This window comes from Rhizobium sp. 007 (assembly GCF_015353075.1).
In the GTDB taxonomy this organism is placed as follows: Bacteria; Pseudomonadota; Alphaproteobacteria; order Rhizobiales; family Rhizobiaceae; genus Rhizobium.
On the sequence record NZ_CP064188.1, the window covers coordinates 548546 to 565564 of the forward strand.

General features: G+C 57.9%; 16 protein-coding genes. 6 read left to right on the forward strand and 10 right to left on the reverse strand.

What is annotated here, in order from left to right; genetic code table 11:
* Positions 1-1048: 1048 nt before the first annotated feature.
* Both ISN39_RS23700 and xth read left to right on the forward strand, forming a co-directional pair.
* Positions 1049-1240, forward strand: coding sequence for a hypothetical protein (locus ISN39_RS23700; RefSeq protein ID WP_194730687.1), 192 nt, complete (start codon positions 1049-1051; stop codon positions 1238-1240).
* Entirely contained in the window at positions 1237-2010 is a 774-nt protein-coding gene (xth, locus tag ISN39_RS23705) for an exodeoxyribonuclease III (RefSeq protein WP_194730688.1), read from the forward strand. The genes ISN39_RS23700 and xth overlap by 4 nt, the downstream gene beginning before the upstream one ends.
* Before the next feature lie 263 nt (positions 2011-2273).
* Here xth and ISN39_RS23710 read toward each other — a convergent pair whose 3' ends face one another.
* Positions 2274-3923 carry an EAL domain-containing protein gene (locus ISN39_RS23710; RefSeq protein WP_246763401.1) on the reverse strand — a complete coding sequence of 550 codons (1650 nt, stop codon included), beginning with the start codon at positions 3921-3923 and terminating at the stop codon, positions 2274-2276.
* Between the two features lie 319 nt (positions 3924-4242).
* Positions 4243-4701, reverse strand: a complete 459-nt coding sequence (locus tag ISN39_RS23715) for a MarR family transcriptional regulator (protein WP_194730689.1) — start codon at positions 4699-4701, stop codon at positions 4243-4245.
* Between the two features lie 233 nt (positions 4702-4934).
* Here ISN39_RS23715 and ISN39_RS23720 point away from each other — a divergent pair, with 233 nt between their 5' ends.
* A complete protein-coding gene (locus ISN39_RS23720) occupies positions 4935-5702 on the forward strand; it encodes an alpha/beta hydrolase (RefSeq protein WP_194730690.1) in 768 nt (255 codons plus the stop codon).
* Positions 5703-5984: 282 nt separating this feature from the next.
* On the opposite strand, the gene ISN39_RS23725 is transcribed toward ISN39_RS23720, so the two are convergent.
* The gene (locus tag ISN39_RS23725) at positions 5985-6806 is read right to left on the reverse strand and encodes an alpha/beta hydrolase (protein WP_194730691.1); all 822 of its coding nucleotides are present in this window, start codon (positions 6804-6806) and stop codon (positions 5985-5987) included.
* 79 nt (positions 6807-6885) lie between these two features.
* On the reverse strand, positions 6886-7758 hold the full coding sequence (locus ISN39_RS23730) for an SDR family NAD(P)-dependent oxidoreductase (RefSeq protein ID WP_246763402.1): 873 nt from the start codon (positions 7756-7758) through the stop codon (positions 6886-6888).
* Between the two features lie 105 nt (positions 7759-7863).
* Here ISN39_RS23730 and ISN39_RS23735 point away from each other — a divergent pair, with 105 nt between their 5' ends.
* Entirely contained in the window at positions 7864-8772 is a 909-nt protein-coding gene (locus tag ISN39_RS23735; protein ID WP_194730692.1) for a LysR family transcriptional regulator, read from the forward strand.
* Between the two features lie 339 nt (positions 8773-9111).
* Complete coding sequence (locus tag ISN39_RS23740) at positions 9112-9384, forward strand: hypothetical protein (protein WP_246763403.1); 273 nt, start codon at positions 9112-9114, stop codon at positions 9382-9384.
* 22 nt (positions 9385-9406) lie between these two features.
* Here ISN39_RS23740 and ISN39_RS23745 read toward each other — a convergent pair whose 3' ends face one another.
* The 3 genes from ISN39_RS23745 to ISN39_RS23755 all read right to left on the reverse strand — a co-directional run bounded on the left by ISN39_RS23745 (position 9407) and on the right by ISN39_RS23755 (position 11774).
* On the reverse strand, positions 9407-9550 hold the full coding sequence (locus ISN39_RS23745) for a hypothetical protein (RefSeq protein WP_194730693.1): 144 nt from the start codon (positions 9548-9550) through the stop codon (positions 9407-9409).
* A gap of 306 nt (positions 9551-9856) precedes the next feature.
* The gene (locus tag ISN39_RS23750) at positions 9857-10489 is read right to left on the reverse strand and encodes a glutathione S-transferase family protein (RefSeq protein ID WP_194730694.1); all 633 of its coding nucleotides are present in this window, start codon (positions 10487-10489) and stop codon (positions 9857-9859) included.
* Positions 10490-11186: 697 nt separating this feature from the next.
* Positions 11187-11774 (reverse strand): TetR/AcrR family transcriptional regulator, encoded by a 588-nt coding sequence (locus ISN39_RS23755; protein WP_083636005.1) that lies wholly within the window; start codon positions 11772-11774, stop codon positions 11187-11189.
* Positions 11775-11943: 169 nt separating this feature from the next.
* On the opposite strand from ISN39_RS23755, the gene ISN39_RS23760 reads away from it, so the two are divergent.
* Positions 11944-12342, forward strand: a complete 399-nt coding sequence (locus ISN39_RS23760) for a RidA family protein (protein ID WP_074072470.1) — start codon at positions 11944-11946, stop codon at positions 12340-12342.
* 729 nt (positions 12343-13071) lie between these two features.
* Here ISN39_RS23760 and ISN39_RS23765 read toward each other — a convergent pair.
* The 3 genes from ISN39_RS23765 to gntH form a co-directional block, all read right to left on the reverse strand.
* Positions 13072-13788: a DUF4157 domain-containing protein gene (locus ISN39_RS23765; protein ID WP_194730695.1), complete on the reverse strand. Its 717-nt coding sequence runs from the start codon at positions 13786-13788 to the stop codon at positions 13072-13074.
* A 559-nt stretch (positions 13789-14347) separates the two neighbouring features.
* Positions 14348-15433, reverse strand: a complete 1086-nt coding sequence (locus ISN39_RS23770) for a GTP-binding protein (RefSeq protein WP_194730696.1) — start codon at positions 15431-15433, stop codon at positions 14348-14350.
* Positions 15434-15435: 2 nt separating this feature from the next.
* Positions 15436-16956 (reverse strand): guanitoxin biosynthesis MBL fold metallo-hydrolase GntH, encoded by a 1521-nt coding sequence (gntH, locus tag ISN39_RS23775; protein ID WP_194730697.1) that lies wholly within the window; start codon positions 16954-16956, stop codon positions 15436-15438.
* Positions 16957-17019 lie beyond the last annotated feature (63 nt).

The window sequence follows — 17019 nt, forward strand, 5'->3', positions numbered from 1 at the left end:
AAGCTCGGCCAGTCCGGTTCCCACATCACGATCGGCCCCCGCGGCGAGAGCCACCCGCAATCGTGGCTGAGGCTTTCATTGCTTGGTGCGGCGGGGCCTCGATGTGCGATCCACCTGCCGCGGAAAACGGCTGAGCAGTTCCGTGGCTCGAGGGGTTCATGCGACGCTTGTGGACATCAGCCAGGCCCGCAGGGCTTGAAAACGAGACAGGCCGCATCCGCCGATGCGACCCGCCCAATTCGCGACGACTAAATACAACTGCCGCGTTAGTTTTTCCTAGCATGAGAACCCGCCAAATCGAATTACCTCTTTTGGGTAATTGTCCCCACATTTTTTGCAGCTTCACAAATATCCGTCTTGGCGCTCTAACGATTTCGCACGCTCTCTTGCGAAAGCGTTGCTACACGAGGGCACGACACGGCGGATGATGGCACGCTTGCCGTCATCTGCATTGGCCCAATTGTCAGGGCGTCCCCTTCGCGGACGCAACCTGATCGCGAACGGTGCAAGAAGGGTCCCGCGACGCTTGGAATTCGCCCGAAGTCCGACCGCAAGCGATGCTTAGGCCCCATCCAGGCGGCCGAGCGCAATATTTATGGAAGCACGCCCAACCATCATCCACTCAATCTTTAGGGCCCGAAGCCGTCTCCGTATGTACAAAAAAATGCCCGCCAAAGCGGGCTAGTGTGACGAAGAGGGACGTTAGCGACCACGTCCGGCAAATGAACGCATGACAAAAACGATAGTTCCTGCGCTAGCTGATTGTGGGGCATGGAGGACGGCGCATAGCACGTATCAGGGGTGAACTATTTACCCGGCCGGAAATCCATTACGCAACGGTCGGGCGTTCAAATGTTCCCGTTCGAAATGCTGGGAAGGCAGCACCATTCCGGCCAGCGGGCTGCATATCTTAATACAAAATGCCCCGTAATGGCTCGGCGGCGCTCAGTCTCGTGCTTTCCAAGCCAAGAACATGCCTTTGATTCAATGCATCTTATTGTCGCGACATGCGTTGTGAATGGGACGGCAACCAGGAGGATGAAATGACATGATCAAGCGCAAGCTCACCGATGCCAGCTCCGAGGAACGCTACGCTCGGCGCAACGAGAAGGGACGGTTTGAGGCGAGCGCCGACGTCGGCGGCTTGCTTTTCGCCGATTGCCGTCACAAGGCGAAAGACGAGCCAAAGGCCGGCGAATGTGACCGCGCAACCGCCACGCCGAGCTCTGGTCGGTCGTGAAAATCGCCACCTTCAACGTCAACGGCATAAATGGCCGGCTCGATGTTCTCCTGCGCTGGCTGAAGGAAGCCTCGCCGGATATTGCATGTCTGCAGGAGCTGAAAACGCCTGACGAAAAGTTCCCACGACGCGCGCTTGAGAAGGCGGGATATGGCGCCATCTGGCATGGCCAGAAAAGCTGGAACGGTGTCGCCATCCTGGCGAAAGGAAAGGAGCCTGTAAAAACCAGGCGTGGACTGCCCGGCGATCCTGACGACACGCATAGCCGGTATATTGAAGCAGTTATCGACGGCATCATCATCGGGTGCATCTATCTTCCCAACGGCAATCCGGCGCCAGGCCCGAAATTCGACTATAAGCTTCGCTGGTTCGAGCGCCTTAAAAGCTACGCTGCGGAGCTTCTGGAACTGGATGTTCCAAGCGCGCTGATAGGTGATTTCAACGTCATGCCGACCGATATCGACGTCTACGCCCCTGAGCGATGGCGAGACGACGCTTTGTTCCGGCCTGAGGTGAGGGCGGCCTACGCTGATCTTGTTTCGCAAGGCTGGACCGATGCGATCCGGCATCTCTATCCTGATCAACGCATCTACACATTCTGGAAATATTTTCGGAACGCGTTCGCTCGCGACGCCGGCCTTCGGATCGATCACTTTCTGCTAAGCGCATCGTTGGCCGACGATCTGGTAGCTGCGGGCGTCGACAAGTCTGTCCGATCGCTAACGCACGCGAGTGATCACGCGCCAGTTTGGATAGAAATCTGCGATTGACAAAAACTGCGATCGTCACGCCGGTGGGCGGCGCTGGTCGAGCGCCGTCTACGAATTTAGACGAATGATGTGATTCAGGGGCTCCGCCAGAGGAGGTCCGGATGGGGGTGTTGCTGACGGGCACGCGCCGCTGGCGCGGATATCGCCGCATCTTCGGCTGGCTCGCGGCTTTCCCCGCTTGACGAACACAAGGTGCGCGCATCGCCTGTGTGTGATTTGAGGTCGAAGGACGCCCCTGCCGGGGGGAGCGAGCTTGGTAGAGCTTAAAGCATCTCGAACGACGATTGACGCAGAAAATCGCCAATCGCTTCGGCAGACATCGGGGCGCCCAATAGGTTTCCTTGCAGTCGGTCGCATTTTTTTCTGCCAAGCCAACCCGCTTGACCGGCTGTCTCGACGCCTTCTGCCGTAACCCGCATCCCCAATCCATGCGCAAGGCCGATGATGAAGCGCACGATCGTCTGGCTCTTCGGGTTCGTCTCGACATCGTTGATGAAGTGCTTGTCGATCTTGATCGTGTCGAACGGGAAGTTCTGTAAGTAGCTCAGGGACGAATAGCGAGTGCCAAAGTCGTCGAGCGCGATCCGGGTACCCAAAACCTCAAGGGTGTGGAGCGTATCAAGGTTGTTGGTCGTGCGCTCAAGCAAGACGGTTTCGGTTATTTCGAGCTCCAGCCTATCGGCCGGGAACCCGACCTCGTCGAGGATGCGGGTAATTCGGTCGGTGAAGCCGGCGCGCAGGAATTCCGCCGGAGAAAGATTGACCGATACAATAAAATGCGAGGGCCAGGTCGACGCCTCACGGCAAGCCTGTTCAAGCACCCACGCTCCAATATCGCCCATCAGGCCGTCGGCTTCGGCCATGGGAATGAAAAGACCCGGCGGAACAACACCAGCATAAGGATGACGCCAGCGCAGCAGGGCCTCGAAGCCTATGATCCCGTCCCCGATCTCGACGAGCGGCTGATACTCGATGAAGAACTGTTGTTCCTGGAGGGCAACGCGTAAGCTGCGCCTCAGCATCTCACGCTGTTCCAGCATAATCATCATCGAGCGGTTGAACGTTCTCGCCCGGCCGCGTCCGTCATTCTTGGCCGCGTAGAGCGCAATGTCGGCAGCCTTCATCAATTGTTCGCCGTCGGTGCCGTCAATCGGGGCAATGGCAATTCCGACGCTTGCGCCCACAAACACACTGATCCCGTCGATGGTAAACGGATCTTTGAACGCGCGGACCAGGGATTCGGCCAGACGCTCTGCTTCAGCGGGTTGGTCGTCACAGCATTGAATGACGGCAAATTCATCGCCTGCGAGCCTGTAGGCGGTCTCACCGTCGCGAAGCACGGCCTGGATCCGTTCCGCCGTCATCTTGAGCACGATATCGCCGGCGCCATGACCAAGGGTGTCGTTGACCGGCTTGAAGTCATCGAGATCGATCTGCATCAATGCAAGCTTGTGCCCGGCAAGCATCGGGAGATTCGCCTGAAGATCGCTGCTGAACTGGCGACGGTTGGCCAGTCCCGTCAATGCGTCATGCCTAGCCTGATGAAGAAGCAAAGCTCGATCTGTATCTCCATTCGGCGCCTTCGAACGAGCCGCCTCGTTTCGCGTCTCGATGACGCCGAGTCCCCGTTCTGTGCTGAAAAGGAGAAGGTTGCGCCCGTCATTGGACGCGCCAGGTTCAATCGCAATATTGCACGGGATGGCGCCGGCAAGCACGGCCTCGACAAGCGATTTGCGGTCGGGGTCCAGCAGTTCTGGATATACCTGCCAAAGAGTCGCATCGGCCGCGGCTACGATTCTGTAGGCCTGCGCAACCTTTGCAGAGCATTTTACCAGTCTTAGGCTATTCCCATAATAAGAAACAAATTCATCAGCTTGACCGTTCATAGACGCAGCCACATTAGAATCTTTCATTCCCACCTCAGGCTGTTGAGACATTGCTGACATGCTGAAGGTCATTTTTTCAATCAGGTTTCGCTTTGGTCAGCAAGATAACAACTAGGGAGCGTCAAATGAAAAGAAAGTGTCCGGAATCGGCCTTCATTCAGATCCCTCGCGATCCTGCCGGCATATCGAAAAGTGCGGTATGACGCAGCATCTGCCACCAAAGCCAGCTTCGCAATCAAACGCCGTCGGGAGACGCAAACAACGTTCATATGGTAACCACACGAGAGAAGCCTCGTGCTTTTTATCGCGCCAATCAGCGAGATTGCGGCCGGCTCGGAGCGTCTTTCTACGCCCTTTCGTGGATAGCGTCGCGGATCGCTTCGATTGCGACCTTGATCTTTCGCGCTGTTTCGGCATCGATCCCCACAACTTCGCTGATGCACTTTAAAACTGGCGCGGTACGATCCTTAAGCGCCTGACCCTCAGCCGTGAGGTGAAGGAGCACCTGGCGCTCGTCCTGCCGATTGCGTGTGCGAGTGACAAGACCCGCCGACTCCAGTCGCTTCAGCAAGGGCGTCAAGGTACTGGAGTCCAGGAACAAAGCCTCTCCGAGTTCCTTGACGGTGCGTCCGTCGCGGCTCCAGAGCGAAACCAAAACCAGATATTGAGGGTAGGTAAGACCGAGATCGGCAAGCAGGGGCCGATAGAGCTGGTTGAAGGCGTGGCCCGCCGAATAGATGGAAAAACATAGCATTTTTCCGATATCAGGGAGGTCGAGTTCAGTATCGGCTGCGTTGGCGTTCATGGCACTCTCCATCCTTCTGAAAATATCTTGTGCGCGATCTGTTTGCAAGCTATTGACTGCAATATCCCGCTCGTCTATTTAGATTGCACGCAAACAAATCACACACAACTTACATGCTGGATGCTGTTTCGCTAATTTCAGTGCCAACGTGTTTGCCTCAAAAACTGAACATCACTTAAAAACGGCTGAGCCACTCCGAGACCTGAAACCACCAACGATAGAAAGGAAATGACATGTCCAAGTTTGTTACCGCCGTCGCCCTTGCTGGTGCTCTTTTTGCAGGTGCCGCTGCCGCACAGTCGGCCAAGCCCACCGTCGTCCTCGTGCATGGCGCATTTGCCGACTCTTCGAGCTGGAACGGCGTCATCCAAATTCTCGAAAAGGACGGCTATCCGGTCGTCGCCGCGGCCAACCCACTGCGCAGTGTTTCGAGTGATGCCGCATATGTCTCAAACGTCGTGAGCAGTATCGAAGGCCCCGTCGTTCTCGTCGGCCACTCCTATGGCGGGCAAGTGATCTCGAACGCGGCAAGGGGTCATGACAACGTCAAGTCGCTCGTCTATGTCGCAGCCTTCGCACCGGAAGCTGGAGAAGCGGCAGCGGACCTGGCCGGCAAATTTCCGGGTGGCACACTTGGCCAAGCGCTCGCGGCCCCCGTCAAGTTGCCCGATGGCGGCGTAGACCTTTACATCGACAAGGCAAAGTTCCACCAGCAGTTTGCTCACGACGTACCGTCGGAACAAGCCGCTCTTATGGCGGCGGGACAGCGCCCGATCGCCGAGGCGGCGCTGACTGAGAAATCCGGCGAGCCCGCCTGGAAAACCTTGCCTTCATGGTTCATCTATGGCGATGGTGACAAGAATATCCCGGCAAAGGCGCTAGGCTTCATGGCGGAGCGGGCAGGCTCCAAGCACACTGTCGTGGTCGAAGGCGCTTCCCATGTCGTGATGACCTCGAAGCCGCAAGTCGTCGCCGACTTGATCGAAGAAGCCGCGCAATAGAGGCCTCCGCCATTTCGCAATCGAAAGGGGCCGGTGCGTCCTCGCACCGGCCCACCTTCGTGCCGATGCGAATCGGGTGCTTCCCGCAATGCGCTGCTGCGATATTCGAAGGATCTGGCCGGTGCCACGGCTGATGCCGAGCATCATGTCCCGGCCGCCTCCGGATAGTTGATAGGCAAGCCTAGGTCGGGAGATCGTGCATTCCTCTGACACAGCTTGCGCGCATTGAGGTTCCCGAGGGAATCCGTCACAAGGGGCTTAATGCAACTCAGCTCCGGCTTATCATGGGCGTTCCAGAAAAGTCCGAACTAAGCCGGCCACTCGTTCAGGGTCTTCCCAGTGGAGGTTATGGCCGTGGCCGGGAAGAGAAATGAGCTCCGCGCCGGCGATCGCTTCAAGCATCTGGGCCTGATGTTCCTCAGTCGCGATCATATCCTCCTCACCTCGCAGGATGAGGGTCGGCGCGGAAATATCCTGGAGAAGTGGCGACGGGTCATAGGCAAGCTGCTCGTAATAAATCGAATGCCAGATGCGTGACGGCAACGCGGCGCTTTCGCGTCGAGCATGGGCAAGAAAATTCTCGTCGACCGGAGGTTTTCCAGCACACCATTCCCGTATGAATGCGCATTCTGGATCGATCGGATCGCGGAGCATCTGGATGGTTTCCCACAACCACCCCCGACGTTCGCGCAGCGCGGCCGAGGTCGATAAGAGAACGATTTTGCGAACGAGACGAGGCCAGCGCTCAGCGACCGCTTGCGCAAGCCGCCCACCAAGCGAATGGCCGACCACGTGGGTCGGCACAAGACCCAGCGTCTCTATGAGGAACCGGACATCAGTTGCCATCTCGGGTATCGTGTAGCAGCCCTCAGGCTTGTCAGAATGCCCGTGGCCGCGCAGGTCCGGCGCAACCACGCGGAAGCCTGTCGCGAGATATGGCGCGGCGAGGCTCCAACTTCTGGCGCTGTCGGTAAATCCGTGGAGCAGGAGGATCGGCACCCCGTCAGGGTCGCCCATCTCGACATAGGCAAGCCGAAGCCCATTCGAAAGAACGGCGTTCCGCTTCAGCGCCGAAAATTGCTCTTGCGAAATCGGTTCGACCAAACGTTCACCCTCAATGCCAACTTCATAATGTTAGCATGACCCGTGGGGATTGGTGAGGTCCGCTTTCGGAGCCAGAAAACTAAGCAAGATCGCCGCCGTCGATCCCGATGACGTGTCCGCTTATATAGGAACTGGCATCGCTGGCGAGGAAAACGACCAGGGACGCAACCTCCTCCGGCGTGCCGGCGCGCCGCATAGGGTAGGGGCCAACGAGTTGTTCGGTCGTCACCTTCCAGTCGCGCCGCACCCGCTCGAGCATTGGAGTCTCGATCGCTCCTGGCGCGATGGCGTTGATGCGTACGTGCCGTCCGTACTCCTGTGCGGCGGCGCGAGTCATGTGGATGACGGCAGCCTTTGAAGCTCCGTAGGCGACGATGTTTGGAAAGGCATGCCGGCCGCCGATCGAAGACATGTTGATCATCACCCCTTCGGAGCGGACGAGATGCGGCAGCTCGTATTTCATGGCGACGAAGACACCGCGCAGGTTCGTCGCAATCTGATCATCGAAGCCGGCAATATCGGTGCCGGCGATTGGCGCTGGCGGCAGGTCGATGCCAGCATTGTTGAAGGCAATGTCGAGGCGGCCGTAACGCTCGACTGTTTCAGCTACGAAACGCTCGACCTGATGGGCGTCGCGCACGTCCGATTTGATATAGACGACCTCGCCGCCAGTGGCCCGAATCCGCCCTTCCACTTCGCGCCCGAGTGCTTCTCGCCGGCCGTTGAACGCAACCTTGGCTCCGGCCTGAGCTAGGACGCCGGCGGTCGCCGCGCCGATGCCAGACGTTCCCCCGGTAACGATTGCGACTTTACCCTGAAGGACACCGGGAGCCTGCGCCGCTGCCGGTTTAGCGGCGAACCCCGCGCCAACCGTTGCGCCAGCAACAAGCATGCCAGTGAGAATGTCGCGGCGTGGCAGAACCATTGTGTCGGATATAATTGCGTCGGTCATGTCCTATCTCCTATACCGTCGATGGGCAGAGCCTAACTGAGGAAATTGCCGGGAAAAATCCCAATCTCCTTTCAGCATTTTAAAGCATGGGTTAATAATCGACGCATGAGCTTGCGACAGGATCCATTCTTTGGCCTCCCAGCTTTCCTTGCGGCGGCGGCGGCGGGCAGCTTCACCGCAGCGGCTGCGCGACTGGGTGTGTCGCCAGCTGCCGTAAGCCAGGCGGTGAAGTCCCTCGAAGAAAAGCTTGGGACGCCTTTGTTCATCCGCACGACACGGCGCGTCGGCCTGACGGAAGCCGGCGCGGCTCTGCTGGCGCGCACCGCTCCTGCGGCCGCCGAAATCATCGCCGCTGTCGAGGACGTCGCCTCAGTGCACGAACCGTCGGGATTGTTGCGCCTCACAGTGCCGCGCATGGCGGTGCCGTTGGTTATGGAGCCTGTCGTTCCCGCGCTGAGGCGCGAGTATCCGAGGGTCGCAGTCGAAGTGGCGGTCGAGGATGCGACAATCGACCTGTCCGCGCGCAGTTTCGATGCCGGCATCCGCATCGGCGAGTATGTCGAGCGCGATATGGTCGCGGTGCGTCTTTCCCGGGACATTACCTGGGCGGTCGTGGCAAGCCCCGCATATCTCGCCGCTCGCGGCCGACCGGAGGCACCACAGGACCTGGCGGGCCATGAGGCAATTCGGTATCGCTTTCCGAATTCGGGCGCGCTCTACAGGTGGGAATTCGAACGCGACGGCCGGAGCTTCTCCGTCGACCCGCCGGGTAGCCTGATCGTCAACGACGGTGCGCTGCTCGTCTCCTGGGCGCGGGCCGGCCTTGGCCTCGCCTATGTCGCCGATATCGCCGTAGAAGCGGAATTGCGCGCCGGCCAACTTATTCGTGTGCTTGAGCAGTTCCTGCCGACGACGCCTGGTCTTTTCCTTTACTTTCCGCGGCGCGCTCAAGCCCAACCGAAGCTGCGCGCCTTCATCGATCTGGCAAGACAGGTCTTGCGGGCAGGACGCTGAGCGCGCTTGCCGCGGTCAGCCCAGAGACGTCATATTGGCGTCGATGTTAACCACGCTCGATGTTGAGAGAAGCTGCCCGTATAGCATGCGCTGTATACCGGGGAACTTTTCATTCTCATGCGCGTTGTTGGTTGCACGCTTTTTTAGCGCCCTCCAGTCGCTGAAGTCGACGTGCACCGTAGTCCAGTGGGATCATCCCTTGGGCACTAGACTGATGGCTTGGGCTCGCCTTCGACCCCTCTCTAGACGAGCCCTTGTCGCAATAACTTCGTGAGGTACCTTACCCCGCTTTTGGCGGGGTTTCTGTTGGCTTCTTAGGGAGTGTTGAGGAAACCAACCATGACCAGAGACCATTTCTCTGCCCGTGAAATGCCTTTGCAGAACGACGATGTTGAAATCTGCAAGAGAATCTTCGATCGCATCTGTACTACCCATCACATAACGAGCGATGCTGAGCGCGACCAACTCGCAAGCCAGATCATCTATTTCTATCAGCACGGTGTCACCAACGAACAAAGCCTGGAGCGGCTAATTGCTAGCATCGCCGGCGATGAAAACATTGACGTGACCGAAACCTCGGTTCAGCTCACCGAAAAACAGAGACCAAGGTGATAGTTCGAATAAGCCCGCAATATTACGCCAGACGCGACGAAGATGGCAGCTGGTCGATTGTCGACACGGAGACGCGCAAGGTCGCTGTCATTGCTGAACGCTGCCGCTCGAACGCCTTGATGAAGCCACGGCCATGGAGATTGTCGATGCCCTGAGAAAGAGGCATCTGACTTCTGAAGAACCCGGCGGCACCTCCGCTGAAGGTGCGCGACCGTACTAATCCTTTTTAGCTAGTTTGCCGGCGTGCTGACTTTTGGCATCATTTTTACAGGGACTCAAAGGACCGTGATTCCCAGTGCAGCGGGAATTGAGATGAGCTCCCGCGGCACGAGGTGCGACAGGGCTCGCCATTTTTGAACCTTTTGGACGAGCCCTCGTCGTATTCTTCAGGTCACGGCAGCAGTTTCTCGGTACGCACTTCGGGTAGCATGCAGGCATCGCCTGTCACCGAGCGCACTTCCGAAGATCTCGATCAGGCAACAGGTTGGAGGTTTGCGAGGGCTTCGGCGATGCGCTGCGGCGCCTTGGGACGCGCGTACATCCGCTCAAGATAAGCTTTGAGATTTGGAAAGCCGTCAACCAGCCCATTTTCATTGCCCCAGTCCACAACATAGGCGGTGACGCAATCAGCGATGGTTATTTTGTCGCCGACGATGAACTGACGCCCGTCCATGTGACGCTCAAGTATTGCCGCCATTGCCATAAACTCCTCTCTGGCGAGAGCTATGTCTTCTGGCAGTCGTTTGTCTCCGGGATATATAAAGGTGTGCTTGGCGATCCGCCACAGCGGCTGTTCAAGTTCGGTCACCGCAAACATAGACCAGCGATACGCCCGCGCCCGCTCCCTTAGGTCGGCGGGCATAAGCCCTTTGGCACCATACTTCTCTGCTAAATACATGACGATCGCGGCGGATTCTGTAAGTACAAGGTCACCGTCAACCAGCACTGGGAGTTTTCCGGCGGGGTTGAGGCGCAGGAAGTCGGGGCGACGGTTTTCGCCAGCCAGGAGATTGACGGGAACAAACTCGAATTCCGCATCAAGCTCTTGAAGGGCCCAAAGTGCGCGAAGCGAGCGCGTCGGACCTAATCCATATAGTTTCATCATCTTGATTTCCTCAGTTTCAAAAAGACAGCGTCACGGCGTTGACAAGTGTGTAGGGGGTGGGAAGCATAACGCTTCGGCCACCTAGCCTGTCAGAACCGGGGCCCCGAGTGACCGATGTGATGTTTCTGGACATTTCCAAGTTGGAACTGCACCCCAGTCCTCGGCCGAGCGGTCGGAACGTTGTAATGGCCTGCGACAATCATCATGTTCATTCTCCTCCCATCATTGAATTCGTCGTCGCATTCCAAGGACGTTGGAGGAAAATCCGATCCGACAGCGGGTCACAAAAAAAGTCATCCGTGCTGCTTTCACGATATCCAAGGGGTGCAAGCGGCAAGGAACTTCTTTCACCGAGGCAATTCGACACCTTGGCGGCTTGATTGTGATTTCTCGGGACGAAGGAGGGTCGCGCTCCTAACTTCACGGTCCGTTCGACAATCCCGCACCTGCCCTGTCCTTCCGATCCTTGGCTTCTCCGGGCAGGGCAGGTGTTGCGGTTGCATTTGAAGCAAAAGTGTAACGAAGACATTTCGTATTTCCTGCTACCATTGCGTGATCGCGGTTCGTGCGGTTCCGGGCCGTAGAGAGCACGCGACGCCAAGGGTCCGAGCGACCGGCGGCAGGGCCGCTATGAGGGATTTTTTTGCCATCCGGGGCAGGCGCACGATCGCGGCGCGTGGCAGCGTGGATGAGATCGTTAGTTTGCAAGCAGACCTGTGGCCAGGTAACGGAAGGCCTGGGTGGCTTTCGGTAAGACATCTTTCGGATCTTCGCTGGCCGCAATCCAGAGAGCCGCATTGAGCGCGGCGCCATTCAGAAGCCGGGCGGCCGCCTCTGCATCCACTGGCTTCAAAATTCCTTGGGCGATCAGCCGCTTTACCGTCTGCTTTGTGGCCTGCAAGCAGTTGCTCTGACTAGGCCATTGCGATGGATCTCCGAGGACCGCTGGCCCGTCGAGCAGAACGATCCGCTGTACTTCGGGATCGAGCGCCATTTCGATATAGGCCGTACCCTCAGTAAGCAGCCCTTCCCAGGCGTTTTCCGCTCGGCCGCCGATCTCCTGCGCTCGCGAGGCCATTTCAGCGTCTATCTGGTTGACGACGGCAGCCAGAAGTCCACGCTTGTCCCCGAAGTTGTGATAAAGCGCTCCCCGAGTGAGGCCGACCTCGGCGGTCAGCTCGTCCATGGAGGCGGCAGCGTAGCCTTTTTCGGCAAATGCCTTTCGCGCGGCCGCAACCAGCTTTGCGCGGGTCTCTTCCATCATCTCGACGCGTCGCTTTGCCATCTGATGACTCCTGTTTTTCACATACGTGACGTATATGTATTGACATACGAGGCGTATGTCTGCTATTTGGCATACGTGGCGTATATCAATGATGCGACAGCCTGTGAAGCTCCGCAAGCAGCGTTTTGCTCATCGAGTGCCACCCACCAAGATGAAGAGAGATCGACACATGACGCAACGCGACGCAATTTTTCCTGCCGATAGGCATGCACTTTACCAAGCACACGGCTATTCAGCCGCGATCCGCTCCGGCGACCTCCTCTTCGTCTCCGGGCAGGTCGGCAGTCATTCCGATGGGACTCCCGAACCTGATTTCCGGCGTCAGGTCGAACTGGCCTTCGACAACCTAAGGGCAACACTGAAAGCGGCAAGCTGCACCTTCGACGATATTATCGATGTGACCACGTTCCACACAGATCCCGAAAACCAGTTCGAGACCATCATGGCCGTCAAAAACCAGATCTTCAGCAGTCCGCCTTATCCCAACTGGACCGCAATCGGTGTGAACTGGCTCGCCGGTTTTGATTTCGAAATCAAGGTCATCGCTCGCATTCCTGAAGCGGCATAAGCTACTTCCTACCAGAGCGGTTGCTCAAGCTTACAGAGCGTAGCAGGGCAGCCGGGGCTTTCGCTCGCGGCGGTGTTTGACGGTGTAAGCCGAGCAGATGCCGCCGGTGTCGCATGCAGCCGCACATTGCAAGAGCAGCCGTCATGTCCACCTGGGGGCTCGCGCTTTCTGCCGTCTCGCGCGAACTGAACCGGTCGAGAACATCCGGCAATACACGTGGCCCAACCGGCTCTCAAACCGCGTCTTCGACACTTATGAGGCGATCATCCGCGCCGCTTGCGGGGCCCGGCGGAGACATTTCGCGCAAACCACTACTATCACGTGCATCGAAATGAAGGCTTGGGACACATGTCGGTCAGCCGTCATGACCGGTGGTTTTGTTTGAAGGACCGCCTGCTTCTTTCACGAGGATGCCATCTGGGTGGCTGTCTGGACGTTGATCACCGCATCAGCGGCGAGGCCATTGAGAACATGCACTATGTGAAACCTGATTGGGAGCCGGCGAGCTATTGAATTCTCCTTCCGACGACACATATGGAGGCTACCACCCAAATGTGATGGCATCCTGCAGCGATCTTGTCGCGCGTTTGAAGCTGTCCGGGTCGGCGAAGGGCGCTCCCCGAAAGGGTCGAGCGCCCTTCGGATTTACGAGGTTCAGACATCTGGGAAGTGAGCGCAGGGGCCTCGGCCGAGCCGCCGGAAATTTCCCCACATACCACGCGCCCTATCCTACAACCGACTGCATTCGGCCAGAGGCTGTACGGCTTGAGGTACAGTGGGCGTCGGCTGAATGACGTTGGGCGAACGGGTCTGTGGCGTTGTCCTTTGTTGGATCGTATTGAATCGGTCAGTGGCGGCGTATGCCTCGTCCTCAACAGATTTCCAGTCTCTCAAATACCGTATGGAAAAACTACGCGTTCCCCAGTCCCGAAACTGCTGAACATGCTTAAGCTCATGAACCCATAGCCCAGGATCGTTTGCTCCAGCTTCATCTCTGAAAATAACGGTGTCGATCAATGTAACCGCGTCTGCATCGCCATATCGCATGGCCAGGTCTGCGAGGTTCAGGGGGGCGCTATCACCAATTTTGAAAGCCACCATGTCATAGATCTGCTCATCGTAAAAGTTTCCGAGCGCTTGACGAAGCGCCGGCGGCATTGGCATCACTCCGCTGGAGCGGGCAGTATTTCGTGATGCGGTGATCCATTGCTCCAATGCCGTAGCTGCGGTCAAGACTTGGGCTTCCGAGCGAACGCGATCCAATTCCTTTCCAATATCCGCGATCTCCCAGCCGATGCGGCCAAAGATATTTGGCACGTCGCTTTGTGCATTGCCCGCTTCTCGCTGGGCGTTGCGCAGAAATTGTTCGGGATGGCCGATGTCGCCAAGCCGAGCCCACGCGACAGCAAACGACACAGTGAGTAATAAAATCGTCATTGTCATCATGACGCACGTTCTCGTGAATTTGGCCACCGACAACAGCTCGGCACAATATCACAAGACGCTAATGTTAGCACTTGCGCACTAAATCTCGCCGGTTCGCCAATTCTGCTCGAACGCTCGCGCCCGTCCTATTGGAGGCTCGCATTCGTATCCCGGCTGCGGGGCTGCCCTAGCATACTCGTTGTCGCACCATGGCGGCGTTAGGATCGACACCGGGCCAAGGCCGAGCAGGCTAGGAAAGTGCGGTACGTCGCCCATCTCGCCAGCGATCAGGTATTAGATTGGCGGAGGCCGGATCCCGCGGGATCGTCCAAAGCTTTCGGCACGGCCGCGAGATCTCTATGAGCCGGATCGGTACGTCGACACGCTGAAGGTCAATCGCAGAACCGCCATTGATCCACAGGCATCGACCCTGAGTGTCGCAGCATCGTGAACCATTCCTTGCCCGGCACTGTTTGAATCCAGTTGCTTTCTTGCCCGCCGAATCTCGCGTGTAGTCTCCCTGATCAATAACCGAACTGGCTTCGACAGGATCGATCCACCTTCTGACATGGCTGCTTTGCTATGAAACGGAGCTACAACGGCATCTGTCAAAAGTCGCGCGGAGGTCCACTCCATCCACACCATCATGTGCTGCGATGGCGATTATCCGGGTTAGTGGCTCTTTGCCATTCCATTCGTCCCCGACTGCGATATCAACTCGCTTGCCGACAACCTGAAGAATGACCCGTCGGCCCGGTTCTTCGGCCGTATGCACCACGCCTTTGCATCGGTAGACGCTGGCAGGAAGCTTGCGCACCGCTTCCCGCAATGGTTCCAGGGAAAGTGGCGCGTACGTCTCGTAGCTCCATGTCTTGAAGGCTTGCAAGTGGTCATGCCGATGGCCGTGGGCGCTATGCTCACAATCATGTCCATTACAGTCGTGAGGATGGCTGCTCTGGTCACGAGAAGATGTGCCATCGAGCCGGGAGGGATCGAATCGACCCACCGATAGCAGGATTTCCAAAGGCACGTCGCCGCGGGATGTCTGGACGAGCCGATAGCGGTGGAACCGGTCGTCGAGCCATGCCTTGATCCGCTCGATCTCCTTCTGGGTGACAAGATCGACCTTGTTGAGGATGAGCATGTCTGCAAATGCCACTTGGCGGAGCTTTAGTTCCATCATCTCCGGTGCAGCAAAGATCTGCTCTGCGTCCACGACGCACATGATGCTGTCCAGCCTGATGCGGTCGCGCATATCTTCGTTCATGAAAGCCAGTGCGATTCCGGAAGGATCGGCCACCCCGCTGGCCTCGAGCAGGACGTATTCGGGCTTTTCAGGACGAGCCATCACCTGCGTCACCGCTGCGACCAGATCCTCGCGGATGTTGCAGCATACACAGCCGTTGGCGAGATTGATGATATCCCCGTCGCTTTCAATGCCGACAACCAGCTCGGCGTCGATGTTGATCGAACCGAAGTCGTTCACCAGCACCGCGACCCGAAGGCCGTGACCGCCATTGAGAATACGGTTCAGGAGTGTCGTCTTGCCTGCTCCGAGAAAGCCAGTGAGGACGGTCAACGGCACCGCCTGCGCGGCAGATTGCTGGGGCGCGCAGAACGACGCCGCTTCGGTATCGCCTGGCGGGAAGATGATGTCGCGATCCATCGCTACTCCCTGCTTCCTTCAATAGCGTCGATGATGGCCTGGATATGCGCAGCCTTTTCCGACAGCTTGGTCTGGGCCTGTTTTGCCTTCACCAGAGCCATTTCGCGGACATCGATGGTATAGTCCCTCGGGTAATCCTTCTTCGGTTCGCGATACACATCCGGTGGGTAATATTTCTTGGGGTCGATGTCCCCGTTGAGAGTTTCCGGCTCCAATTGATCAGCAAGCGGATTTCGCGGATTTGGAAATGTAACCTTCAGATTTGTCGGCGTCAGGCCGAATAGCTCAACGGCCTCGGCAGGGCTCGGACGTGTCATGTTGCCGGAATCGGGAATTGCTGCCTTGCGCGACCAAATTGCATGCTTTGTAACATTGACGACCACGACGTCTGGCGCGCCGAACTGGAACAGCCCGTTATAGTGAACACGGATCCCGGCCGTAATCTCCGGGATCAACTCCTCGTCGTAAGTCGTATGCGTGACCATCGCGAGGCGCGGCTGGATCTTGTCGAACATGTAGCCCACCGCGTAATGGGGGCTGTGAGCCTGGTCGATCGTCGTACTCATGATGACTGACGGCATGCCCATTTTCATCGCCTGGAGATTGGCCGTGTCCGGCTGCACCTCGGTCACAAATACGTCCACCCCCTTCGCCAATTCCAAAGTGCGTTCGTCCGGTCGACCGTCGCCGGTCCAGACGAACGATAACCCGTTCCAGTCGAGCCTGTAGGCCGAGGCGCCGTCCTTGGTGTGCGATCGCCGCCAGTGACGGATGGTCACGCCATCCTTGTCGTAGCAGACGCCGTTGTCGTCCCGGAAATCGAACTCGTTGACCTCGACCTCGTAGCCGTCGCCGATCGGACAGGCGTTGAAGGAGTCCGTATGCCAACGCGTCATCATCTTCATGCCCTCGATCATCGTCTTGATGCCGTCCTCGGGCGTACGGCCAGATGGACCATGCACGCGCAGCGGCTTCCAGCGCCCCATCCAGGGGGCGAAAGCGAATAGATACGGCAGGTCCGCGTAGTGATCCACGTGAAGGTGAGTGAAGAAGATGTCGTTGACCACCGACAACGGCACGGCCATCGCAATGATGTTGCGCACGCAGCCGGAGCCGAAATCAAAGAAGAACCGCTTCCCGTTTCCGAGCTCCACCATGATGCAGGTGCCGGCCTGTGCACGGGTGACCGGGATCGGCGTACTGCCGATGAAGGAAATCCGCATCTCATCGGGTCCGAGCTGTTCCTGGCCCGGATAATAAACGTTGTTGCTCGCTAGGCCCGGGGTGGGTCGGTAGTAGGGTGGGAGCGTGATCCCGCCGCTCGGCACCCCACCATAAGGGTTTTTCGCCTGGGCCGCGGCTGGTGTTTCCTCAGCCGTTTGCGCCGATGACACGGTAGCCGTTGACAGAGCCGCGGCTCCGGCCAGTCCTGCTGCCTTGAGTGCCTCGCGGCGACTTATCGGCCGCTGACCAGCGCCAGCTTCATTGCGTATGATCTTTTCTTCTGTTGTTTCCGGTTTCATGGCGCGTTTACCTCACCGATCGAAGCCCTCCGGGACGGGTTCACAACCTCAGCCTTGAGGCAA